The following is a 21,221-nucleotide window of genomic DNA, read 5'->3' on the forward strand; positions in this document are numbered from 1 at the left end:
CGGGATTCGGGATGCGGATTTGGGGGGCAGCATTGGGGGTGGGGCTTGCAGCGTGCTGCATCATGCCCGCGCGTGCCCAGGTGCCCTCGATCAATCCCGGCGTGATCCAGACCGACGTCGACCGGCAGCGCCGCCAGCTCGAACAGCAGAGCGCGCCGCCAAAACTCAACGGTCCCGCGGTGATCGGCGGCGAGCGGGAGAAATCCCAGCTGCTCAAGCCGGGCGGACCGAAATTCCGCCTGCGCAAGGTCGAGTTCGGCTCCTCCAAATTCATCACGCCGTCGGAGCTCGACGAGATCGCGAAGAAATATGTCGGCCAGAACGTCGACATTGCCGCGCTGTTGCAGCTCGTCGCCGACATCAACGCCGTCTACGCCGCGCGCGGCATCGTCACGGGCATCGCGACGCTGCCGGAACAGGATCCGAAGGACGGCGTGGTCAAGATCAAGCTCACCGAAGGCCGGCTCCAGAAAACGACCATCGAGGGTAACAAGCAGACTCGCACCGATTACATCCTGCAGCGTGTGAGGGAGCCCGAAGGCGAGATCCTTGACGTTCCAAAACTCAATCGCGACGTGATCTGGTTCAACCGGACCAACGATGTGCAGATCAAGGCACTGCTCCAGCCCGGCACGAGTTTTGGCCTGACCGACCTCCAGTTCGCGGTGATCGAGCCGCCGATCGACACCTTGCAGCTCTTCACCGACAATCAGGGCTCCGAGAATACCGGGCGCTGGGAGGGCGGGGCCTTCTACAAGCGACACGGCCTGTTCGGCGTCGACGACCGCCTGACCTTCTACGGCGTGCGGTCCGACGGCAATCTCAACGGCAACGTCGCCTACAGCATTCCCGTCAATCCGTGGGGCGGCCGCGTCGGCGTCAGCTATACCGAAGGCAAGATCAAGATCGTCCAGGGACCGTTCGTCGCGCTCGACGTCACCGGGCGCTCGAGCCAGGCCGCGGTCAATGTCAGCCAGCCGGTCTGGGTGACGCAGAACTGGCTGGTGCTGCTCAACGCCGCGGAGACCGAGGGCAAGACCGTCAGCCGCTTCGCCACGGTCGCCGTCACCGAGGATCACTACGACAAGGCCACAGCCGGCGTCTCGGTGACCAATTCAGGCAACACCTATTCGATCACGGTCTCGCCGGCGGTGAACTACATCGCGTGGCAGGACCATGTGCTCGGCAACAACCGCGCGTTCAACACCTATACCGGCTCGCTGATCGCATCCAGCACCGCGGGGCCGGCGAATTTCAGCGCCAACGTCTTGGCGAGCTGGCAATACACGCAGGAGAAGCTGCTGCCGGGCGACCAGATCTTTTCGATCGGCGGCCCCACGACCGTGCGCGGCTATCCCTCCAACTCGGCGTCCGGCGACAGCGGCTACTATTTCAACGCCGAGCTGCACTACAACTGGTCGCAATGGCTGAGGGGTTTTGACACCTACATCTTCGCCGACTGGGGCGGAGTGTATTCGACATTCCCCGGCGTCACCGAACTGGCCTCGGTCGGCGTCGGCTTCTCCTGGACCTATGCGTCGTTCATGACGTTCGAGGCGAATTATGCGACGCCGCTGAAGATGGCGGTCTCGACCCAGAACCATTACGAGGCCTATGGCCGTGTCATCTTGCGTCCGCTGTTGATGTTCGAGAAGCCGGAAAGCCGCGCGCCCGTGGCGGCGGTGGCGGGCAAGAGCAAGTCGTAGCGGCTGGGTGCTTCTCTCTCTTCGTCAGTGCGAGGAGCCCTTGCGACGAAACAATCCAGACTGTCTCCCCGGAAAGACTCTGGATTGCTTCGCTGCGCTCGCAATGACGGAGGATGGAGCGCCTGATTAACGCCGCAGTGTGAACTCGCTCGCTTCCCGCCGGTGCTCCCATTTCGCCCGTTCCAGCTCGGGCTGGTCGCATTCGGCCTCGGGATAGCCGACGCAGAGATAGGCGATGAATTTCCAGGTACTGGGCACGTCGAGAATGGCGTGGATGCGATCCGGATTGAGGATCGACACCCAGCCGAGCCCGATGCCTTCGGCACGCGCGGCGAGCCACATCGCGGTGATGGCGGCGACCACGGAATATTCCGTCGTCTCCGGCATGGTGGCGCGGCCGAGGCCGTGGCCGATATCGCTGGCCTTGTCGGCGAACACGGCGAGGTGGCCGGGGGCCTGTTCGAGGCCCGACAGTTTGAGCGCGGCATAGCGTGCGGCACGTTCGCCGGAATAGCAATTCAGCGCATCGGCATTGCATGCCCTGAAGTTGTCGATCACCGCGCGACGCCGCGCGGCATCGTCGACGATGACGAAGCGCCAGGGCTGGCTCAGGCCGACCGAGGGCGAGAGGCAGGCGGTCTCGATCAGGCGGTCGATCGCGCCGTCCGGCAGCGGATCGCTGCGAAAGCGGCGCACGTCGCGGCGCCACACGAACAGCTCGTGCAGTTGTTGGCGAAAGGCATCGTCGAACTCGACCATGAGGTCAGCGTCCCATCTGGAAGGCTGCGGCAACCAGCAGGATCAGGATCTCACCTGTCTGCTCGAATGCGCCGAGGATGTCGCCGGTCTGCCCGCCGATCTGGCGGATGGCGAGGCGCGCCAGTATCAGGCCGGCGAGCGACAGCAGGATCAGGCCGACCAGCGCCTTGCCCGGCCCAAGCGCGAGCGCGAGCGCGAGCGTTCCAACAGCAAATGCGACGGCCACGCTGCGGCCCGGCGGCGCTCCGGCGCTCGCCGAAAGCCCATCCGGCCGTGCCGGTGGGACCAGCGACATGAAGGCCGGCACGCCCGCACGTGCCGCGGCATGCGCGGCGCAAAGCGCAAGCGTGACGGCCCACGGATTCGCGATTGCCGCGAGCGCGCTCCAGCGCAGGCCAAAGGACAGAATCAGCGCGCAGACGCCATAGGTGCCGGTCCGGCTGTCGCGCATGATCTCGAGCTTGCGATCGCGCGTACGGCCACCGCCGAGCCCGTCGGCGGTGTCGGCAAGCCCGTCCTCGTGCAGCGCGCCGGTGATGAGGGCGGTCGTCGCGAGTGCGAGCAGGGCAGCAAGGTTCGGTGTCAGTCCGAACCGGATGGCGATCTTGTAGATCAACGCGCCGGCAAGGCCGACCAGCAGCCCCGCGAGGGGAAGCGCCCAGGTCGCCCGCGCGACGGCACCGTCGGCTGCGGGCTTCGTCGATGCGACGGGAAGGATCGTCACGAACGACGCCGCCATCCTGAGATCGGCGATGACGTCCTTGAGAAGCTCGGCGCGCGGCATCATTTCAATTTCATCGGCAGGCCGACGACGATGAACTCGACCTCGTCGGCAACGGCCGCGATGAACTGGTTCATGATGCCGGCAGCGTCACGATAGCTGCGCGCAAGCGCGTTGTCGGGCACGATGCCGAGGCCGACCTCGTTGGTGACGAAAACGACGGGGCTCTTCTGGCCGCCCATGAAGGCTGCGAGCTTCGTGACCTCGTGCTCCCAGTCACGCCCCGCATGCATCATGTTGGAGAGCCACAAGGTCAGGCAGTCCACCAGCCTTGGGCCGCCGCCATCGGTGTCGATCAGCGCCTGCAGGAGATCGAGCGGGACCTCCCGTTCGATCCAGTCGACGGCCTTGCGCTTCCTACGATGCTTCGCGATGCGAATCTCCATTTCGGCGTCGAGCGCCTCGGCCGTCGCGATGTAGATCGGCTGGCCCGGAAAGCCGAGCGCGCGCTTTTCCGCGTGGGCGCTCTTGCCCGATCGCGCGCCGCCCGTGATCAAGATGATGGCCATGAATGTCTCCCGTGGCCTGACTAATCACCAAACGCGGCCAAAGACAAAGCCGAAATCAGCCGGGCAGGGGCTTGCGCTCGCCCCTCGCTTTGCGCAACAGGGGCGGGACAGGAGACGAATGTGGGTTTTGCGGGCGCGATGGTGGTGGCGATGGCGGTGGATGCCCTCCTGGGCTGGCCGTCGTGGATGTTCGCGCGGATCGGCCATCCCGTGACCTGGCTGGGGCGGCTGATTGGCGCCATCGATTCCAGCTGGAATCGCGCGTCCGATCCGCCGGCGCTACGCCGCGCTGCCGGCGTTGCTGGAGCGCTTTTGGTGATCGCGCTCTCCGTCGCACTCGGCTGGCTGCTTCAGTTCGTACTCCCGTCGGGTTGGATCGAGATCGTGCTTGTCGGCATCCTGGCCTGGCCGCTGGTCGCACTGCGTTCGCTGCATGATCACGTCGCCGCCGTCGCCAAGCCTTTGCAGGCCGGCGATCTCACCGCTGCGCGCGAAGCAGTCTCGCGCATCGTCGGCCGCGATCCCGCGACGCTCGATGAGGCCGGCATTGCGCGCGCGGCGATCGAGAGCCTCGCCGAAAACGCCTCCGACGGCATCGTGGCGCCGGTGTTCTGGGGCGCGCTGTTCGGTCTGCCCGGCATTTTGGGCTACAAGGCGATCAACACGCTCGACTCCATGATCGGCCATCGCAGCGACCGGCACGAGGCCTTCGGCTGGGCCGCGGCGCGCATCGACGACGTCGCAAACTTCATTCCGGCGCGCCTGACCGGATCTTTGTTCGTGCTGCTCGCATCGCGCCGATCGGGCGCACTGTCGTGCATGACACGGGATGCGCGCCGTCATCGCTCGCCGAACGCCGGCTGGCCGGAAGCGGCTATGGCGGGCGCGCTCAGTGTGCGGCTGAGCGGTCCCCGCATCTATCACGGCAGCACCACGAACGAGCCCTGGCTCAACGAAGGGGCGCGCGATCCGCTTGCCGCCGATATCGGGGGGGGATTGACGGTCTATCGCCGCGCCATGCTGCTGCTCGCAGGCCTCCTTGCGATCCTGGCCTTCGCGTGAAAGAACGGGGCATGCGCGAGCACGGTGGAAATCTCGATCTGGCCCAGCGGCGTTTTGGCGGACGCGCGGAAGACTGGATCGATCTGTCGACCGGGATCAACCGGTTGCCTTATCCCGTGGGCGAGGTGAACGCGCGCGCGTGGAGCGCGCTGCCGGCGCGCGCCGAGATCGAGGCGCTGCATCAGGCGGCGCGGCATGCCTACCGCACGAACGCTGCGATCGTCGCGATGGGCGGCGCGCAGGCCGCGATTCAATTGTTGCCGCAACTGGCGCCGCGCGGCCGCGCGCGCATCCTCGCACCGACCTATAACGAGCATGCAGGTGTTCTCTCGGTCGCGGGCTGGGATGTCCAGGAGGTCGGCGAGCTCGACGCGCTGGCGGGCGCGGATCTCGCTATCGTCGTCAATCCCAACAATCCCGATGGCCGGCAATCCGCGCCAAAGGATTTGCTCGCACTGCTGCCGCGCGTCGGCCGTCTCGTCGTCGACGAGAGTTTTGCTGACGCGGTTCCGCAGCTGTCGCTCGCATCTGAGGCGGACCGGCCGGGACTGCTGATCCTGCGCTCGTTCGGCAAATTTTATGGTCTTGCCGGTCTGCGGCTGGGCTTTGCACTTGGCAATGCGGCCGACGTCGCAAAGCTCGCTGCGATGTCGGGGCCATGGCCGGTCTCGGGTGCGGCGATCACGATCGGTTGCCGCGCGTTGCGCGATGATGCGTGGGCCGAGGCCACGTCAGCGCGGCTCGCGCGCGACTGTGTTCGCCTCGACGAAATGGCGCAAGCGCAAGGCTGGCGGCTTGTCGGCGGCACGTCGCTGTTTCGCCTCTATGAGACGCCTGATGCGCTTGCCGCGCAGGAGAGGCTCGCGCGTGGCCATACCTGGTCGCGCGTCTTCGCGCGAGAGCCGGCATGGCTGCGGCTGGGGCTCCCGGGCAGCGAGTCCGAATGGACCCGCCTTGCCGAGGTCCTAACGCGCTAGCGCGAGCAGGCCGTCGACGTCGAGATGCTTTTCGATGTGATCGGCGAGCGCATCGAGCGCGCTCTCGACCCTCGCGTGATACGGCTCTTCGCCCGCGGGAATGTCGAGCTTCGCCAGAAACGCCTTACGGAAATCATCCGACGTGAACAGGCCGTGCAGATAACTGCCCTGCACGCGGCCATCGCGCGAGATCGCGCCTTCCGGCTCGCCATTCAGCATTGCGAATGGACGCTCACGATCCGGCCCATCGGTACGCCCGATATGGATTTCGTAAGCCTCGATCGGCTGATCCGTCGCGGCATGTATGGCCGCGACACGCGTCAACGTCTTATGCGGGCTCATCGCCGTCTCGACATCCAGTAGTCCGAGCCCCGGCGTGTCGCCCGCAGGACCTTCGATGCCATCAGGGTCGGCGACGCTGCGTCCAAGCATCTGATAGCCGCCGCAGAGGCCGAGCACATGGCCGCCCCTGCGGTGATGCGCCAGCAGATCGATGTCCCAGCCTTGCGCGTGCAGGAAGGCGAGATCGCCTCGCGTCGATTTCGAGCCGGGAATGATGACGAGACGCACATCGCCCGGAATCGCTTCGCCCGGGCGCACCATCACGAGATCGACGCCAGGCTCGAGCTTGAGCGGATCGAGATCGTCGAAATTGGCGATCCGCGACAGCGCGAGGCAGGCGATCTTGCACTGGCCCGGCTTGCGCGCGTCACTCAGGCCCAACGCATCCTCGGCCGGCAGCTCGCCGGCGCGCGTGAACCAGGGCAGCACGCCGAGGCCGCGCCATGCGGTCTTCTGTTCGATCAGTCTGTAGCCGTCGTCGAACAGCGTGGGATCGCCACGGAACTTGTTGATGACAAAACCCTGGATCATCGCGGCATCGTCGGGGTCGATCACCGTCTTGATGCCGACGAGCTGGGCGATGACGCCGCCGCGGTCGATGTCGCCGACCAGCACGACCGGCACGTCGGCCTTGCGCGCAAAACCCATATTGGCGATGTCGGCCTTGCGCAGGTTCACTTCGGCGGGGCTGCCGGCGCCTTCGACCAGCACGAGATCGCCGCGCGCTTTCAGCCGCTCAAAGCTCTCCAGCACGGCGCCCATCAGCGAAGGCTTCATCTCCGCATATTCGCGCGCCCGCGCAGTGGCGATACGTTTTCCCTGCACGATGACCTGTGCGCCAACATCGGTCTCGGGCTTGAGCAGCACCGGATTCATGTCGGTGTGCGGCTCGACGCTGGCGGCAAGCGCTTGCAATGCCTGGGCGCGGCCGATCTCGCCGCCATCGACGGTGACGGCCGCATTGTTCGACATGTTCTGCGGCTTGAACGGGAGCACGCGCAGGCCGCGACGCGTGAAGGCGCGCGCGAGGCCGGCGACGATGAGCGATTTGCCCACGTCCGAGCCGGCCCCCTGGATCATCAGCGCGCGTGCCATCGAATTTAGAACTCGACGCCGGCTTGCGCCTTGATGCCTGAGCGGAAGGGGTGCTTGACCAGCGTCATCTCGGTGACGAGGTCGGCGATCTCGATCAGCTCGTCCTTGGCATTGCGCCCGGTGAGCACGACATGCGTCAGCGGCGGCTTTTGCGTCGTCAGAAATTCAACGATCTCGGCGATGTCGAGATAGTCGTAGCGCAGCGCGATGTTGATCTCGTCGAGCACGACCATGCGCAAGTTAGAATCGAGGATCAGCTCCTTGGCCTTCTCCCAGCCGGCGCGCGCGGCGGCGATGTCGCGGGCGCGATCCTGCGTCTCCCAGGTAAAGCCTTCGCCCATCGCATGGAACTGGCAGAGCTCGCCGAAATGGCCGGTGAGCAGGCGCCGCTCGCCGGTATCCCAGGCGCCCTTGATGAACTGTACGACGGCGCAGGGGAAGCCGTGGGCGACGCAGCGCACGATCATGCCGAAGGCCGAGGAGGACTTGCCCTTGCCGGCGCCGGTGTGGACGATAATCAGGCCCTTTTCGCCGCTCTTGGTCGCCATGATCTTGTCGCGGGCGACCTTCTTCTTCGCCATTTTCTGGGCGTGCCGGGCGTCGGTTTCCTCGCCCGTTTGGGTATCCGGTTCGGAGGTCATCGGACGGGGTCCTTCGGCTTGACAAGAGGCGGCCGGGGGCAAATGGTGGCCCGGCGTTGGTTCCTGTCCTATGACAGGCGAAGAGGGAATGCGATAGGGTCCGAATCGGCAAGATTTGGATCCAAACTGCAGCCGCCCCCGCGACCGTGACCGGAGAGATGCCCGAGGCCACTGATCCCCCTGGGATCGGGAAGGCGGGGATCGAAGGGTGAAAACCCTGCTCCGCAAGCCGGGAGACCTGCCAGCGCGGACGTTTTTTGGACCGGCGGACGGGGTGTTCCGCGACGGGGAAACGGACCTCTCGAGTCAGGGTCCGTGGGCCTCTTCGCTTCCCGCTGTTTATTCTGGAAGAGGCGATGACCGTCACACTTCACGTCTGCATCACCTGCCGCGCCGGCGAGACGCCTGGCGAGGGCGAGACGACACCCGGCAAGCGCTTGCATGGCGCGATCCTCGAGGCCGGCGTGCCTGACGGCGTCAATGTGGTTCCCGTCGAATGCCTCTCTGCATGCAGCCAGGGCTGCTCGGTCGCGCTCAGCGCGCCCGGCCGCTGGTCCTATGTCTATGGCCGCCTGTCGGATGCGAATGCACAGGACGTCGTCGCAGGCGCTGCCGCCTATGCGGCCGCGCCCGACGGCCTCGTGCCCTGGCGCAGCCGGCCGGAAATCTTCCGCAAGCAGTCGCTTGCCCGCATTCCTCCCCTTACCGTTGTGCCAGAGGCCGCCGAATGAACTCGCTCGCAAAAGTTCCTGTCACGGTGGTCACCGGTTTTCTCGGCTCCGGCAAGACGACGCTGATCCAGCATCTGCTCGCAAACCCCAATGGGAAGAAGCTTGCCGTGCTCGTCAACGAGTTCGGCAGCGAAGGCGTCGACGGCGAGATCTTGAAGTCCTGCGCCGACGCAAATTGCCCGGAGGAGAACATCGTCGAGCTCGCTAATGGCTGCATCTGCTGCACCGTTGCCGACGACTTCATTCCGACCATGGAGAAGTTGCTTTCGCGCCCGGTGCGGCCCGATCACATCCTGATCGAGACCTCGGGCCTTGCGCTGCCAAAGCCGCTGCTCAAGGCGTTCGACTGGCCGGAGATCCGCTCGCGCATCACGGTTGATGGCGTGATCGCGCTTGCCGATGCCGAGGCTGTCGCAGCCGGCCGCTTCGCGCCGGATCCGATCGCGGTCGAAGCGCAGCGCGCGGCGGACCAAAATCTCGATCACGAGACGCCGCTGTCGGAAGTGTTCGAGGATCAGATCGCCTGCGCCGATATCGTGCTGCTGACCAAGGCCGATCTCGCAGGCAGTGCTGGCATCGAGGCCGCCAAGGCTGTGATCACCGCCGAGATGCCGCGTCGCGTGCCGATGCTCCCCGTCACTGACGGCGCGATCGATGCCCGCCTCATCCTCGGTCTCGGCGCTGCCGCCGAGAACGATCTTGCCGCGCGCCCCTCGCATCACGACGGCGAGGAGGAGCACGAGCATGATGATTTCGCGTCCGTCGTGATCGATCTTCCTGAGGTGGCCGATGTCGACGCGCTGGTCGCATCGGTTCAGAAGCTCGCGCGCGAGCAGAACGTGCTGCGCGCCAAAGGGTACATCGCGGTCGCGGGCAAGCCGATGCGGCTGCTGCTCCAGGCGGTCGGCGAGCGCGTGCGCCACCAGTTCGACAAGCCCTGGGGCGCAGGCTTGAGGCAGTCGAAGCTCGTCGTGATCGGCGAGCACGGCGATATCGACGAGGCCGCGATAAGAGCGGGATTGGGAGTCTGATGCACGTCGTCTTCCGCGAGAGCCGCGGTCTGGAGGAGACCGCGACGCCAAGAGACATCGGCCAGGACCCGGCCGATCTCGTGGTGCTCTCGTACTCGGATTCCGATCTTGCGGCGTTCGCGGCCGGCTGGCGCCGCGGCCGCAACAGCCTGCCGTCGCTGCGGCTCGCCAATCTCGCAGAACTCCGTCATCCGCTCTCGGTCGACACCTATGTCGAGCGCACGCTGTCGCAGGCGCGCGGCATTCTGGTGCGCCTGATCGGTGGTGAGTCCTACTGGCCGTATGGTCTCGCGGCCCTGCAACAGCTCGCGAAGGAGCGAAACATCGTGCTGGCCGTGCTGCCGGCCGACGGCCGCGACGACACGCGACTGGACGCGTACTCGACCTTGCCGGTCTCGACCCTCCGCCGGCTCAAGGTGCTCTGCGACACCGGTGGTCCGGTCGCGGCGCAAGCGGCGATCGCGCAGCTCGCACTGGCCTCGGGTCTCTATGCCGGCCCGGTTGTCGGCGAGATGACGGTGCCTGAGATGGGTTTTTATGATCCCGCGCGGGGCGTCATTGCTGCGCCGCTGGCGGATGAGGGCAAACCGCGCGCGCTGGTGACGTTCTATCGCTCCTATCTCACCGCCGCGGACACCGGCCCGGTCGATGCCCTGATTGCCGCGCTGCGCGGGAAGGGGTTTGACGCCTACGGCGTGTTCGTCACGTCGTTGAAAGCCACGGGCGTTGCGGATTGGCTGCGGGATTATCTTGCGAAGAATCCTCCGGCGACGATCGTCAATGCAACGGCGTTCTCGGCGATGGGCGAGGACGGCACGACACCGTTCGATGCGGCGTCATGTCCCGTCTTCCAGGTCGCGCTCTCATCGGCGCGGCGCGAGGACTGGGCGGAATCGCTGCGCGGCCTGTCGCCCGGCGATCTCGCGATGCATGTGGTGCTGCCCGAGGTCGATGGCCGCCTGTTCACCGGCGTCGTGAGTTTCAAGTCGGCGTCGGTGCGCGATCCCGATCTGCAATTTTTGCATCTGGCACACAGGCCCGATGATGAGCGCGTGACGGCTGTTGCGGCGCGCGTTGCGGCTTGGCACAGCCTCGCGGAGAAGCCTGCCGCCGAGAAGCGGCTGGCGGTCGTGCTCTCGAACTATCCGGGCCGTCCGCATCAGATCGCGCATGCCGTTGGTCTGGATGCACTGGCTTCAGTCGAGGCCTTGGTGTCTGATCTCGCGGAGGCCGGCTTCGATGTCGCGCCGGTCCATGCACTCGGCGAGACGCTGCTCAAGCAAAATTTGACCTGGAGTGTCGCCGATTACCGCGCGGCGCTTTCGCGCCTGCCGCAATCCTTGCAGGATGATCTCGCGCAAGCCTGGGGCGTACCGGAGAGCGATCCCAGTTGCCGTGATGGTGCGTTCCACTTCGCAGCCATCGCAAGCGGCCAGTCGATCGTCGCGGTCCAGCCGGAGCGCGGCGATGCGACCACGCGCGATGCCGATTATCACGATCTCGCCCGCACGCCGCGCCACGCCTATGTGGCGTTCTACCTCTGGCTCCGGCAGCGGGGGATCGACGCCGTCGTGCACATGGGTGCGCATGGCACGCTCGAATGGCTGCCCGGAAAATCGGTGGCACTGTCGCCTGCGTGCTGGCCGGAAGCGCTGATCGGCGATCTCCCCGTCATCTATCCCTTCATCGTCAACGATCCCGGCGAAGCCGCGCAGGCCAAGCGGCGCATTGGCGCCGTCACGATCGGCCATCTGCCGCCGCCGCTGGAACAATCCGCGGTGCCGGAAGGGTTGCGCCGGCTCGAACGTCTCCTTGACGAATACTCGACTGCCGACGGTCTCGATCCCGCCCGCCGCCAGCGTCTGATCGCCGCGATCCGTGACGAGGCGCGCGCTGCGGGGCTCGAAGACGATCTTGGTCTCGATGCCTCGGCCGCGCCGGCCGAAGCGATCCCGCGGATCGATCGTTTCGTCTGCGATCTCAAGGAAAGCCAGTTCGGCGATGGCCTGCACGTGTTCGGTCGCGGCGCCTGCGGCATAGAGGAGCGGGATGCGCTGCGTGCCGCGCTTGCGGGACAGCGCGTCGCGCCGGGACCGTCGGGCTCGCCCTATCGCGGGCGCCATGACGTTTTGCCCACGGGGCGCAATCTCTTCGCCGTCGATCCGCGCGCGGTTCCGACACCGTCGGCGCATGCGCAGGGGATAAAACTCGCGGAAGAGCTGCTGCGTCGCCATCTGCAGGATCACGGCGACTGGCCGAAGGGGCTTGTGGTCGATCTCTGGGGCTCGGCGACGATGCGCACTGCGGGCGAAGAGTTTGCGATGGCGCTGCATCTGGCCGGCCTCGCACCGCGCTGGGATCATGCCTCCGGCCGCGTCACCGGTTACGACATCATCGCGCCGGCCGAGCTCGGCCGCCCCCGCATCGACGTTACACTACGCGTATCCGGCCTGTTCCGTGATGTTTTCTCGGGCCTCGCGCAATTGTTCGAAGCGGCGGCCCAAGCGCTCGCAAGCCGCGCGGACGAGGGCGAGGAGAATCCCTATCGCCACCGCACTTCTCGCGTGTTCGCGCCGCGACCCGGGCAATACGGTGTTGGCCTCTCGGCGATCCCGGGCGCTTTCACGTCCGAGACCCGCGATGCCGCCGGCGAAGCCTGGCTGTCGGCATCGTCCTGGGCCTTCTCCGCGGATGGCGAGATCAGGCTGGATCGCGCCGGCATCGAACAGCGGCTCGCTTCAGCCGATGCTTTTGTCCACGTCCAGGATCTGCCGGAAACCGATCTGCTGCTCGCCGCCGACTATGCCGCGCATGAGGCCGGCGTTGCGGCGGCCGCCGCACATCTGGGCGGGACCGCGCCATCGCTCTATCATCTCGACGCGACGCGCCCAGAGCAGCCGCACGCGCGCACGCTGACGGAAGAAATCTCGCGCGTCGTCCGCGCGCGCGCGGCCAATCCCGACTGGATCGCCGGCATGATGCGCCACGGTTTTCGCGGCGCCGCCGAGATCACGGCGACGCTCGAGCATATGGCCGCCTTCGCGCATCTGGCGGATGCCGTGCCGCCGCATCTGTTCGACCTCTACTATGACGCGACGCTCGGCAACGCCGACGTCCGCGCCTTCATGGCCCGCGAAAATCCGGCGGCGCTCGCGGCGATGGAGGCGTGTTTTAACAGCCTCCACGAGGCCTCGCTCTGGCTCACGCGCCGCAACTCGATCGCGGCGGCGCTGCGGGAGGCCTCATGAGCGCATCTCTGGTCAAGGGCTGGTGCCCCGGTGCGCTGCGGCCGATGCAGTCGGGCGACGGGCTCGTGGTTCGCGTCCGCCCGTTCGGTGGGCGGCTGGATGCGGCGCAAATTTCCGGACTGGCGCATCTCGCCGAACGCCACGGCAACGGCCTGCTCGACGTGACCAGCCGCGCCAATCTCCAGATCAGAGGCGTCAGCGAGACCAGCCACCGGTTGCTGCTCGACGGTCTTTCGCAGCTGGCGCTGCTTGACCCCGACGCCGAGACCGAATCCCGTCGCAACATCCTGGTGACGCCGTTCTGGCGCGATGGCGACGAGACCCAGGCGCTGGCCGCCGAGCTCGAGGAGGCGCTCGAGGCGTGCGCGCTCGCGCTTCCGACGAAATTCGGCTTCGCGATCGATGACGGCACCTCGCGCGTGCTCGCCGGCGATTCCGCAGACGTGCGGATCGAGCGCGATCGTGCCGGCGGACTGCTGGTGCGGGCCGATGGCGCGAAGCTCGGCCGCTCCGTCGCGCGCGGCGAGGCTGTGACGATCGCACTCACACTTGCAAACTGGTTCGTCGCCTCCGGCGGTGCCAGGGACGGAAGAGGGCGCATGGCGGCGCATCTCGCTGCCGGTGCAATCTTGCCTGAGACTTTGCGCGGGGAGGCCGAGCCGGCGCCGATCATGGCCGCGGCGCGCCCCGGCCTTTATCCGCAGGGCGCGATGGTCGGCGCCGCTTTCGGGCAAATGCCGCACGCGACGCTCGCCCAGTTTGCCGGCTGCGGGCATGCGCTGCGCATGACGCCATGGCGGATGGTTTTGAGCGAAGGCAAGCGGACGATGCCGACCGCCGCCGGCCTCATCACCGAGGCCTACGATCCGGCGCTGCGCGTCGTCGCCTGTAGCGGCGCCCCGCGCTGCCGCGAGGCGCATGCCGATACCCGCGCGCTGGCAGCGGCGCTTGCTCCGAACATTGGCTCAGCCGCGCGGCTTCACGTCTCAGGCTGTGCCAAGGGGTGCGCGCATTCCGGAGCGGCCGCGATCACGCTGGTTGCGACCGGCGCCGGCTTCGACCTTGTGCGCGGCGGATCGACGCGCGATGAGCCCATTCTGCGCGGCCTGGATCGCGACGACATCATTGGCAATCCCTCCATCCTGATGGGAGGGCATTGATGCCGCACATTTACGAAACCGACGGTACGGCGATCTACCGGCAGTCCTTTGCGACCATTCGCGCCGAGGCCGATCTTGCCCGCTTCACGGCGGACGAGGAGCAGGTCGTGGTGCGGATGATCCATGCCGCCGGCATGGTGGGTCTGGAGGCGTATATCCGCTTTACGTCAGGCATGGCGACCGCTGCGCGTGCCGCCTTGCAGAAGGGCGCGCCGATCCTCTGCGACGCGCGCATGGTCTCGGAGGGAATTACGCGCGCTCGATTGCCTGCGGCCAACGCCGTCATCTGCACGCTTGGTGACGAGTCCGTCCCCGCGCTGGCGCAATCCATGCGCAACACTCGCTCGGCCGCCGCGCTGGAGCTGTGGCGTCCGCATCTCGACGGCGCGATCGTCGCGATCGGCAACGCGCCGACCGCGCTGTTTCATCTCCTCAACATGCTGGAGGATCGCGACTGCCCGCGGCCGGCGGCGATCATCGGCTGTCCCGTCGGCTTCGTCGGCGCGGCCGAGTCCAAGGCCGCACTGATGGCCGATCCGCCTGTGCCGGCGCTCACGGTCGAGGGCCGCCTCGGCGGTTCCGCGATCACGGTTGCCGCCGTGAACGCGCTGGCGAGCCGGAGCGAATAGAGATGGGGCGCATCATCTGCTGCGGTCTCGGCCCCGGCGATCCCGATCTCATGAGCGTGCGCGCCGACCGCACGGTGCGGGCTGCGAAACACGTCGCCTATTTCCGCAAGAAGGGCCGGCCCGGCCAGGCACGGCGCATCGTTGAAGGCATGCTCGCCGACGATGTCGTCGAATATCCGATGGAATATCCGGTCACGACCGAGATCGCCTTCGACAGTCCTGAATATGTGCAGCTGCTGGCCGGCTTCTACGACGAATGGGCGGAGCGTTTGGCGCGACTTTCGCGCGCGGTGGACGTCGTCGTGCTCTGCGAGGGCGATCCCTATTTCTACGGCTCCTTCATGCATCTGCACACGCGCCTGCAAGGCCGGGTGGAGATCGAGGTGATCGCGGGCATTCCCGGCATGGTCGGCTGTTGGAACGGTGTGGGACAGCCGATCGCGCTCGGCGACGACGTCACCACGGTGCTGATGGGCACGCTCGCTGAAGACGAACTCGGACGGCGCATGCGCGATTCCGATGCGCTCGTCATCATGAAGACCGGCCGCAATCTCGCAAAAGTGCGCCGCGCGCTCGCCGCCGCCGGGCGGCTCGATGATGCCTGGCTGGTCGAGCGCGGCACCATGCCCGGCGAGCGCATGGTGCGGCTCGCCGAGATCGATGCCGCCGAGTGTCCTTACTTTGCGATCGTGCTCGTGCACGGCAAGGGCCGGCATCTGGATGCCGCCGAATGACGGGCACGCTGACCATCGCGGGTCTCGGGCCGGGCAGCGATGTGCTGGTGACGCCCGAGGTCTCCGCCGCGCTTGCTTCCGCGACCGACATTCTGGGCTATGCGCCCTATGTCTCGCGGGTGCCGCCACGACCGGGGCTCAAACTGCATCCGTCGGATAACCGCGAAGAGCTCGCGCGAGCGAGCGAGGCGCTGCGGCTTGCGGCCGAAGGCGGCCAGGTCGTCGTTGTCTCCTCCGGCGACCCCGGCGTGTTCGCGATGGCCTCCGCCGTGTTCGAGGCATTGGAACAGGCGCCGCAATGGCAGGAGTTGCCGATCCGCGTGCTGCCAGGGATCACCGCGATGCTGGCGGCGGCCGCGCGGGCCGGCGCGCCGCTCGGCCACGATTTCTGCGCGATCAATCTCTCCGACAATCTCAAGCCATGGGCCGTGATCGAGAAACGGCTGCTTCTCGCTGCCGAAGCCGACTTTTCGATCGCGATGTATAATCCCCGTTCGGCGAGCCGGCCGGACGGCTTCGGCCGCGCGCTCGCGATGCTGAAAGAGGTCGGCTGCGGCGAGCACCTCGTGATCTTCGCGCGCGCGATCAGTACCGACGATGAGAGGATTGAGACCGTCACGCTGAACGAAGCGACGCCCGAGATGGCCGACATGCGCACGCTGGTGATCGTCGGCAACTCGCAGACGCGCCGCGTCGGCCGCTGGATCTATGCGCCGAGGCGGTCGCGATGACCGAGCCACTGCATAATCTCGGCGACGCTTTCAACCTGCTGACGCTCGGGCAGTTTTGGTCGCGAGATCATGATCACGGGCAGGCCGAGCATGCGGGCGGCGTCGATCTTGGCGCGCGCGCCGTCGCCGCCGGAATTGCGGGCAACGATCCAGGCGATGCCGCGCGTACGCAGCATCTCCAGTTCGCCATCGAGCGTGAACGGTCCGCGCGACACGATCATTTCGGCCGCGAAGGGCAGCGGGGCTTCGGGCGGGTCGACGAATCTCAACGTGTAGGGATGCTGCGGCTTGGTCGCGAATGGCGCGATGTGCTGGCGGCCGATGGCGAGAAACACTTTTGCCGGCGTCTCAGGCAGAGCGGCGACTGCGGCACCCACGTCGGTGACCTCGATCCAGTTGTCGCCGGGCGCTCTTACCCAAGGCGCGCGTTCCAGCGCAATCAGCGGCGTGCCGGTTTCCTTGCACGCTTCGACTGCGTTACGGCTCATCTCGGCGGCGAAGGGATGCGTCGCATCGATCACATGCGTGATGCTTTCTCGCCGGATGTAATCGGCAAGTCCGCTCACGCCACCGAAGCCGCCGATGCGGGTCGGCAAGGGCTGATCGGCAGGCATGCGGGTGCGGCCGCCATAGGAATAGACGGCCTCGATGCCCGCGCGCGCGATTTCCGCTGCAAGCTGGCTCGCATCGCTCGTTCCGCCCAGAATGAGGGCGCGCGTCATGGCTGATCCCTGGCTGACCATCATCGGTGTCGGCGAAGATGGCCTTGCCGGGCTGTCGGAGGCAAGCCGAAAGGCGCTCGCCAAGGCAGAAACTGTCTTCGGCGGTGAGCGTCATCTTGCGCTTGCTGATGTGGGTGGTCGCGGCCGCCCGTGGCCGGTGCCGTTCGACGCAGACATCGTGCTGAGTTGCCGTGGCCGGCCGACCGCGGTGCTCGCCTCCGGCGATCCGTTTTGGTACGGCGCCGGTGCCGGCCTTGCCGAAAAGCTTGACGCCAGTGAGTGGATCGCGCATCCGGCGCCCTCGACGTTTTCACTCGTTGCCGCGCGGCTTGGCTGGCGCCTCGAAGCCATGACATGTCTCGGGCTTCATGCCGCGCCGTTTGAGCGCCTCGTGCCGCATCTGGCGCGAGGCGCGCGGATCGTCTGTCTCGTGCGCGACGGCAAAGCTGCCGGCGATCTCGCGAGATGGCTGAGGGAGCGTGGATGGGGAGCCTCGGCATTCTGGACTCTCGCCGCGCTCGGCGGGCCACATGAAAGGGTTCGCGAGTATCGTGCTGAGAGCTATACCCGCGCTGACGCGGAAAAGCTGGTTGCGGTCGCGCTGGAGGCGAGGGGGGCGGACGGTCTGTCTCGCAGCTCGGGGCTGCCGGATGTTCTCTTCGCGCACGACGGCCAGATCACCAAGCGGCCGGTGCGCGCGCTGGCGCTGTCGGCGCTCTGGCCCTGTCCTGGCATGAGCTTGTGGGATATCGGCGCCGGCTCGGGCTCGATCTCGGTCGAATGGGCGCTGTGCGGCGGGACGGCGATCGCCGTCGAGGGGCGCGATGATCGGGCTGCCAATATCCGCAGCAATGCGGAGGCGTTCGGGCTGGCGCATCGGATCACCGTCATTACGGGGAAGGCGCCCGAAGCTCTTGCCGCTCTGGAAGCGCCGGATGCCGTGTTCATCGGCGGCGGCCTCGACATCGCAATGTTCGATGCTGTGTGGTCACGCGTCGCACCCGGTACGCGGCTCGTCGCGCATGCGGTGACGCTGGAGACCGAAGCGCTGCTCGGGGAATTGCATCAGCAGCATGGCGGCGAGTTGATGCGGGTCGAGATCGCGCATGCCGGTCCGCTCGGCCGCTACCGGTCCTGGGAGGCATCGCGACCGGTGGTGCAGTGGAGTACGGCCCGATGAAGGTCGCCGGGCTCGGATTCAAACAGGATGTCACGCTGGCTTCGTTGCGTGAGGCGCTTGTGGCGGCCGGCGGCCCCGACGGCCTTGCGGCGGTGGCGACCGTCAGCGACAAGGCTGATGCGGAGGTGCTGAAACAGCTCGCGCGCGAATGCGGTGTGCCGATCAAAGCCGTTCCGGCCGAAATGCTGGCCAGCATCGACACGCCGACGCAGTCGAAACTCGTCGCGGAAAAGTTTGGCACGGGATCGGTTGCCGAAGCTGCGGCTCTCGCTGCGGCCGGCCCTCGCGCACGATTGATTGCGACGCGGGTGATCTCGCGGGATCGCACCGCGACCGCGGCGATCGCCGAAGGAGACGGCGCATGACGGTGCATTTTATCGGCGCCGGACCTGGTGCTCCCGATTTGCTCACGCTGCGCGGACGCGACCTGATCGCGGCCTGTCCGGTCTGTCTCTATGCCGGCTCGCTGGTACCCGAGGGCGTGCTGGCGCATTGCCCGCCGGGCGCACGGATCGTCAACACCGCGCCGCTGTCGCTCGACGACATCATCGCGGAGATCGCTGCCGCCCATGCGGAGGGCAAGGACGTCGCACGGCTGCATTCCGGCGACCTCTCGATCTGGTCGGCGATGGGCGAGCAGCTCCGCCCCCTACGCGCGCTCGGCATTCCCTACACGGTCACGCCGGGCGTTCCCTCATTCTCGGCCGCCGCCGCTGCGCTGGAGGCCGAACTGACGCTGCCCGGCCTTGCCCAGACGGTGGTGCTAACACGCACGCCGGGCCGCGCCAGCGCGATGCCCGAAGGCGAGACGCTCGCCGCCTTCGCCGCGACCGGCGCGGTGCTTGCCGTCCATCTGTCGATCCATCTGCTCGACAAGGTCGTCGTCGAGCTGACGCCGCATTATGGTGCGGACTGCCCGGTGGCGATCGTCTGGCGCGCGAGCTGGCCGGATCAGCGCATCGTTCGCGCCACGCTGGCGACGCTCGATGCGGCCGTCGGCAGCGAGATGGAGCGCACTGCACTCATTCTGGTCGGCAAGACGCTTGGCTCGGCGGATTTCGACGAGAGCCGCCTCTATGCCGCCGATTACGACCGCCGCTATCGCCCCGTCGGCGCCGAGCCGCGCTTTCCGGAGGCGACGTGATGGCGGCAGGGCTCGTCATCTCCGCGCCGGCCTCCGGCGTTGGCAAGACCACGCTGACGCTGGCGCTCGCGCGGGCCTGGCGCAATCGCGGATTGAACGTGCAGTGTTTCAAGAGCGGGCCCGATTACATCGATCCTGCCTTTCATGCGGCCGCGACGGGACGCGCCTCCGTCAATGTCGATAGCTGGGCTATGGACCGCGGAGCGATCACACATCTCGTCAGCCGCGGCGCGGATGCCGATGTCGTGCTCGCCGAAGGCTCGATGGGCCTGTTCGACGGCGTCGCCGCGCGCGGTGTCTGCGGCACCGGCGCGACCGCTGATCTCGCGGAGATGCTGGGCTGGCCGGTGGTGCTGGTGATCGACCCTTCCGGACAGGCGCAGACGGCGGCCGCAATCGCGGCAGGCCTCCGTGATTATCGTCCCGGTGTGCGGCTCGCCGGCGTCGTGCTCAACCGCGTCGCCAGCCCGCGCCATGAAGCTCTCGTGCGGCATGCGCTGAACGAAATTGGTGTCGCCGTGTTCGGCGCGCTGCCACGCCATGCCGAGATCAGCCTGCCGAAGCGGCATCTCGGCCTCGTGCAGGCCGAGGAGCAGGCCGAAATAGGCAAGCTGATCGACGAGGCCGCGCGCTTTGTTGCCGAGCATGTCGATCTCGATGCGGTGCTGCGGTCGGCCGCCAGCTGGTCGCCGCAACCTTCCGCCAATGGTCTTAACGTAACACCGCCCGGTCAGCGCATCGCCCTTGCCCGCGATGCGGCATTCTCCTTCGTCTACCCGCATATGCTGGAAGCTTGGCGCGCGGCGGGCGCGGACATCTCGACTTTCTCGCCGCTTGCCGACGAAGCGCCCGATAGGAGCGCGGACGTCTGCTGGCTGCCCGGCGGTTACCCCGAGCTTCATGCCGGGACAATCGCGGCCAATGCGCGCTTCCGCAGCGGCTTGCGGACCTTCGCCGAGTCACGGCCGGTGCACGGCGAATGCGGAGGCTATATGGTGCTGGGCGCAGGTTTGACCGACGCCGAGGGCGTCCGTCACGAGATGGCGGGTCTGCTCGGCCTGGAGACGAGCTTTGCCAAACGCCGCATGCATCTGGGCTATCGTCTCGCCGCGCTCGCAGCGCCAATGCCGGGGCATCAGGCGGGTGCGCGTCTGCGCGGCCACGAGTTCCACTATTCGACGATCCTCGCGCAGCCCGACACGCCGCTGGCGGTCGTGCATGACGCGACGGGCGCGGTCATCGCCGAGACCGGCTCGCGGCGGGGACAGGCCACCGGCACGTTCTTCCATCTGATCGCGGAGGACCGGTGAGCGGTTTTGTTTCCTTCATCTCCGCCGGTCCCGGCGACCCCGAGCTGCTCACGCTCAAGGGGGCTGCGCGCCTGCGCGAGGCCGATGTCGTGCTCTATGATGACCTCGCTTCGGGTGCGATCCTCGATCTCGCCCGGCCTGGCGCCAATCTGGTGGCGGTGGGGAAGCGGGCGGGGCGGCCGTCCACAAAACAGCATCACGTCAACCGCCTCTTGGTCGACTATGCCGCCACCGGCGTGCGCGTCGTGCGGCTGAAATCTGGCGATGCCGGCATTTTCGGCCGGCTCGAGGAGGAGCTCGAGACGCTGCGCGAGGCCGGCATCGGCTACGAGATCATTCCGGGCGTCACCTCGGCCTGCGTTGCGGCTGCGCAAGCCGGCATTCCCCTGACCCGGCGCCATACCTCGCGCCGGGTGCAGTTCGTGACCGGGGCCGACGTCACCGGCGAGCTGCCGCAGAACCTGAACTGGGCGGCGCTGGCCGATCCCGAAGCGACGACCGTGGTCTATATGGGCCGTCGTACCTTTCCGGCGCTTGTCGCAAAGTTGATCGAACATGGCCTCGCGCCAACGACCCCCGCGCTATTCGCCGAATCCCTTGGCCGTGCCGACGAACGGCTGGTCCGCACCACGATTGCCGAGCTGGCCGAGCAACTTGCCCGGGGAGGCGCGGCTTCGACCGCTGCCGTCATCCTGTTCGGCGCGCTGGCGGGGGATTATCGGTCATGAC

General features: G+C 67.0%; 21 protein-coding genes and 1 riboswitch. Of the genes, 15 read left to right on the forward strand and 6 right to left on the reverse strand.

The features are described from left to right. The first annotated feature begins 11 nt into the window (after positions 1 to 11). Entirely contained in the window at positions 12 to 1,706 is a 1,695-nt protein-coding gene (locus B5V03_RS09970; protein ID WP_129269618.1) for a ShlB/FhaC/HecB family hemolysin secretion/activation protein, read from the forward strand. A gap of 126 nt (positions 1,707 to 1,832) precedes the next feature. Here the strand turns inward: B5V03_RS09970 and bluB are convergent, their stop codons facing one another. Genes bluB through cobU form a run of 3 tightly spaced genes read right to left on the reverse strand, consistent with a single transcriptional unit; the run spans position 1,833 to position 3,755 of the window. Continuing rightward, on the reverse strand, positions 1,833 to 2,465 hold the full coding sequence (gene bluB, locus B5V03_RS09975) for a 5,6-dimethylbenzimidazole synthase (RefSeq protein ID WP_129269620.1): 633 nt from the start codon (positions 2,463 to 2,465) through the stop codon (positions 1,833 to 1,835). A 4-nt stretch (positions 2,466 to 2,469) separates the two neighbouring features. Beyond that, complete coding sequence (cobS, locus tag B5V03_RS09980) at positions 2,470 to 3,252, reverse strand: adenosylcobinamide-GDP ribazoletransferase (protein ID WP_129269622.1); 783 nt, start codon at positions 3,250 to 3,252, stop codon at positions 2,470 to 2,472. After that, positions 3,249 to 3,755 (reverse strand): bifunctional adenosylcobinamide kinase/adenosylcobinamide-phosphate guanylyltransferase, encoded by a 507-nt coding sequence (gene cobU / locus B5V03_RS09985; RefSeq protein WP_129269624.1) that lies wholly within the window; start codon positions 3,753 to 3,755, stop codon positions 3,249 to 3,251. The genes cobS and cobU overlap by 4 nt, the downstream gene beginning before the upstream one ends. A 120-nt stretch (positions 3,756 to 3,875) precedes the next feature. On the opposite strand from cobU, the gene cbiB reads away from it, so the two are divergent. Both cbiB and cobD read left to right on the forward strand, forming a co-directional pair. After that, complete coding sequence (gene cbiB / locus B5V03_RS09990; protein WP_164987905.1) at positions 3,876 to 4,817, forward strand: adenosylcobinamide-phosphate synthase CbiB; 942 nt, start codon at positions 3,876 to 3,878, stop codon at positions 4,815 to 4,817. 11 nt (positions 4,818 to 4,828) lie between these two features. Further along, entirely contained in the window at positions 4,829 to 5,794 is a 966-nt protein-coding gene (gene cobD / locus B5V03_RS09995) for a threonine-phosphate decarboxylase CobD (RefSeq protein WP_164987906.1), read from the forward strand. Here the strand turns inward: cobD and B5V03_RS10000 are convergent. Together B5V03_RS10000 and cobO are read right to left on the reverse strand one after the other, a co-directional pair. Further along, the gene (locus B5V03_RS10000) at positions 5,783 to 7,231 is read right to left on the reverse strand and encodes a cobyric acid synthase (RefSeq protein WP_129269628.1); all 1,449 of its coding nucleotides are present in this window, start codon (positions 7,229 to 7,231) and stop codon (positions 5,783 to 5,785) included. The genes cobD and B5V03_RS10000 overlap by 12 nt on opposite strands. A 5-nt stretch (positions 7,232 to 7,236) precedes the next feature. Then, positions 7,237 to 7,872 carry a cob(I)yrinic acid a,c-diamide adenosyltransferase gene (cobO, locus tag B5V03_RS10005; RefSeq protein WP_129269630.1) on the reverse strand — a complete coding sequence of 212 codons (636 nt, stop codon included), beginning with the start codon at positions 7,870 to 7,872 and terminating at the stop codon, positions 7,237 to 7,239. Between the two features lie 40 nt (positions 7,873 to 7,912). Further along, positions 7,913 to 8,132, forward strand: a riboswitch (cobalamin riboswitch). A 96-nt stretch (positions 8,133 to 8,228) separates the two neighbouring features. On the opposite strand from cobO, the gene B5V03_RS10010 reads away from it, so the two are divergent. The 7 genes from B5V03_RS10010 to cobJ are packed head-to-tail and all read left to right on the forward strand — an operon-like array spanning position 8,229 to position 16,136. Then, complete coding sequence (locus B5V03_RS10010; protein ID WP_129269632.1) at positions 8,229 to 8,603, forward strand: DUF1636 family protein; 375 nt, start codon at positions 8,229 to 8,231, stop codon at positions 8,601 to 8,603. Beyond that, entirely contained in the window at positions 8,600 to 9,634 is a 1,035-nt protein-coding gene (gene cobW / locus B5V03_RS10015) for a cobalamin biosynthesis protein CobW (protein WP_129269635.1), read from the forward strand. The genes B5V03_RS10010 and cobW overlap by 4 nt, the downstream gene beginning before the upstream one ends. Further along, positions 9,634 to 12,882 (forward strand): cobaltochelatase subunit CobN, encoded by a 3,249-nt coding sequence (gene cobN, locus B5V03_RS10020; RefSeq protein WP_129269637.1) that lies wholly within the window; start codon positions 9,634 to 9,636, stop codon positions 12,880 to 12,882. The genes cobW and cobN overlap by 1 nt, the downstream gene beginning before the upstream one ends. Next, positions 12,879 to 14,042, forward strand: a complete 1,164-nt coding sequence (cobG, locus tag B5V03_RS10025; RefSeq protein ID WP_129269639.1) for a precorrin-3B synthase — start codon at positions 12,879 to 12,881, stop codon at positions 14,040 to 14,042. The genes cobN and cobG overlap by 4 nt, the downstream gene beginning before the upstream one ends. Then, positions 14,042 to 14,671, forward strand: a complete 630-nt coding sequence (locus B5V03_RS10030) for a precorrin-8X methylmutase (protein ID WP_129269641.1) — start codon at positions 14,042 to 14,044, stop codon at positions 14,669 to 14,671. The genes cobG and B5V03_RS10030 overlap by 1 nt, the downstream gene beginning before the upstream one ends. Before the next feature lie 2 nt (positions 14,672 to 14,673). Continuing rightward, positions 14,674 to 15,405, forward strand: a complete 732-nt coding sequence (locus B5V03_RS10035; protein ID WP_129269643.1) for a precorrin-2 C(20)-methyltransferase — start codon at positions 14,674 to 14,676, stop codon at positions 15,403 to 15,405. After that, positions 15,402 to 16,136, forward strand: coding sequence for a precorrin-3B C(17)-methyltransferase (cobJ, locus tag B5V03_RS10040; protein WP_129269645.1), 735 nt, complete (start codon positions 15,402 to 15,404; stop codon positions 16,134 to 16,136). Before B5V03_RS10035 ends, cobJ begins: the two co-directional genes overlap by 4 nt. On the opposite strand, the gene B5V03_RS10045 is transcribed toward cobJ, so the two are convergent. Continuing rightward, entirely contained in the window at positions 16,112 to 16,858 is a 747-nt protein-coding gene (locus tag B5V03_RS10045; RefSeq protein WP_129269647.1) for a cobalt-precorrin-6A reductase, read from the reverse strand. The two genes, cobJ and B5V03_RS10045, sit on opposite strands and share 25 nt — an antisense overlap. On the opposite strand from B5V03_RS10045, the gene cbiE reads away from it, so the two are divergent. Genes cbiE through cobA form a run of 5 tightly spaced genes read left to right on the forward strand, consistent with a single transcriptional unit; the run spans position 16,857 to position 21,220 of the window. Next, complete coding sequence (gene cbiE, locus B5V03_RS10050) at positions 16,857 to 18,038, forward strand: precorrin-6y C5,15-methyltransferase (decarboxylating) subunit CbiE (RefSeq protein ID WP_129269649.1); 1,182 nt, start codon at positions 16,857 to 16,859, stop codon at positions 18,036 to 18,038. The genes B5V03_RS10045 and cbiE overlap by 2 nt on opposite strands. Further along, positions 18,035 to 18,403 carry a cobalamin biosynthesis protein gene (locus tag B5V03_RS10055; protein ID WP_164987907.1) on the forward strand — a complete coding sequence of 123 codons (369 nt, stop codon included), beginning with the start codon at positions 18,035 to 18,037 and terminating at the stop codon, positions 18,401 to 18,403. Before cbiE ends, B5V03_RS10055 begins: the two co-directional genes overlap by 4 nt. Beyond that, positions 18,400 to 19,182 (forward strand): precorrin-4 C(11)-methyltransferase, encoded by a 783-nt coding sequence (gene cobM / locus B5V03_RS10060; protein ID WP_129269653.1) that lies wholly within the window; start codon positions 18,400 to 18,402, stop codon positions 19,180 to 19,182. The genes B5V03_RS10055 and cobM overlap by 4 nt, the downstream gene beginning before the upstream one ends. Beyond that, positions 19,182 to 20,492 carry a cobyrinate a,c-diamide synthase gene (locus tag B5V03_RS10065; protein ID WP_129269655.1) on the forward strand — a complete coding sequence of 437 codons (1,311 nt, stop codon included), beginning with the start codon at positions 19,182 to 19,184 and terminating at the stop codon, positions 20,490 to 20,492. The genes cobM and B5V03_RS10065 overlap by 1 nt, the downstream gene beginning before the upstream one ends. Continuing rightward, positions 20,489 to 21,220 carry a uroporphyrinogen-III C-methyltransferase gene (gene cobA / locus B5V03_RS10070; protein WP_129269657.1) on the forward strand — a complete coding sequence of 244 codons (732 nt, stop codon included), beginning with the start codon at positions 20,489 to 20,491 and terminating at the stop codon, positions 21,218 to 21,220. The genes B5V03_RS10065 and cobA overlap by 4 nt, the downstream gene beginning before the upstream one ends. Position 21,221: the final 1 nt, after the last annotated feature.

Origin of the sequence: Bradyrhizobium betae, from assembly GCF_004123905.1 — a bacterium.
Taxonomy (GTDB): domain Bacteria; phylum Pseudomonadota; class Alphaproteobacteria; order Rhizobiales; family Xanthobacteraceae; genus Bradyrhizobium; species Bradyrhizobium betae_A.

What these genes read in the sequence shown, in the direction of transcription:
- B5V03_RS09970 (WP_129269618.1), top strand. Translation starts at nt 12, where the DNA reads ATGCGGATTTGGGGGGCAGCATTGGGGGTGGGGCTTGCAGCGTGCTGC.
- bluB (WP_129269620.1), bottom strand. Translation starts at nt 2,465, where the DNA reads ATGGTCGAGTTCGACGATGCCTTTCGCCAACAACTGCACGAGCTGTTC.
- cobS (WP_129269622.1), bottom strand. Translation starts at nt 3,252, where the DNA reads ATGATGCCGCGCGCCGAGCTTCTCAAGGACGTCATCGCCGATCTCAGG.
- cobU (WP_129269624.1), bottom strand. Translation starts at nt 3,755, where the DNA reads ATGGCCATCATCTTGATCACGGGCGGCGCGCGATCGGGCAAGAGCGCC.
- cobD (WP_164987906.1), top strand. Translation starts at nt 4,829, where the DNA reads ATGCGCGAGCACGGTGGAAATCTCGATCTGGCCCAGCGGCGTTTTGGC.
- B5V03_RS10000 (WP_129269628.1), bottom strand. Translation starts at nt 7,231, where the DNA reads ATGGCACGCGCGCTGATGATCCAGGGGGCCGGCTCGGACGTGGGCAAA.
- cobO (WP_129269630.1), bottom strand. Translation starts at nt 7,872, where the DNA reads ATGACCTCCGAACCGGATACCCAAACGGGCGAGGAAACCGACGCCCGG.
- B5V03_RS10010 (WP_129269632.1), top strand. Translation starts at nt 8,229, where the DNA reads ATGACCGTCACACTTCACGTCTGCATCACCTGCCGCGCCGGCGAGACG.
- cobW (WP_129269635.1), top strand. Translation starts at nt 8,600, where the DNA reads ATGAACTCGCTCGCAAAAGTTCCTGTCACGGTGGTCACCGGTTTTCTC.
- cobN (WP_129269637.1), top strand. Translation starts at nt 9,634, where the DNA reads ATGCACGTCGTCTTCCGCGAGAGCCGCGGTCTGGAGGAGACCGCGACG.
- cobG (WP_129269639.1), top strand. Translation starts at nt 12,879, where the DNA reads ATGAGCGCATCTCTGGTCAAGGGCTGGTGCCCCGGTGCGCTGCGGCCG.
- B5V03_RS10030 (WP_129269641.1), top strand. Translation starts at nt 14,042, where the DNA reads ATGCCGCACATTTACGAAACCGACGGTACGGCGATCTACCGGCAGTCC.
- B5V03_RS10035 (WP_129269643.1), top strand. Translation starts at nt 14,674, where the DNA reads ATGGGGCGCATCATCTGCTGCGGTCTCGGCCCCGGCGATCCCGATCTC.
- cobJ (WP_129269645.1), top strand. Translation starts at nt 15,402, where the DNA reads ATGACGGGCACGCTGACCATCGCGGGTCTCGGGCCGGGCAGCGATGTG.
- cbiE (WP_129269649.1), top strand. Translation starts at nt 16,857, where the DNA reads ATGGCTGATCCCTGGCTGACCATCATCGGTGTCGGCGAAGATGGCCTT.
- B5V03_RS10045 (WP_129269647.1), bottom strand. Translation starts at nt 16,858, where the DNA reads ATGACGCGCGCCCTCATTCTGGGCGGAACGAGCGATGCGAGCCAGCTT.
- B5V03_RS10055 (WP_164987907.1), top strand. Translation starts at nt 18,035, where the DNA reads ATGAAGGTCGCCGGGCTCGGATTCAAACAGGATGTCACGCTGGCTTCG.
- cobM (WP_129269653.1), top strand. Translation starts at nt 18,400, where the DNA reads ATGACGGTGCATTTTATCGGCGCCGGACCTGGTGCTCCCGATTTGCTC.
- B5V03_RS10065 (WP_129269655.1), top strand. Translation starts at nt 19,182, where the DNA reads ATGGCGGCAGGGCTCGTCATCTCCGCGCCGGCCTCCGGCGTTGGCAAG.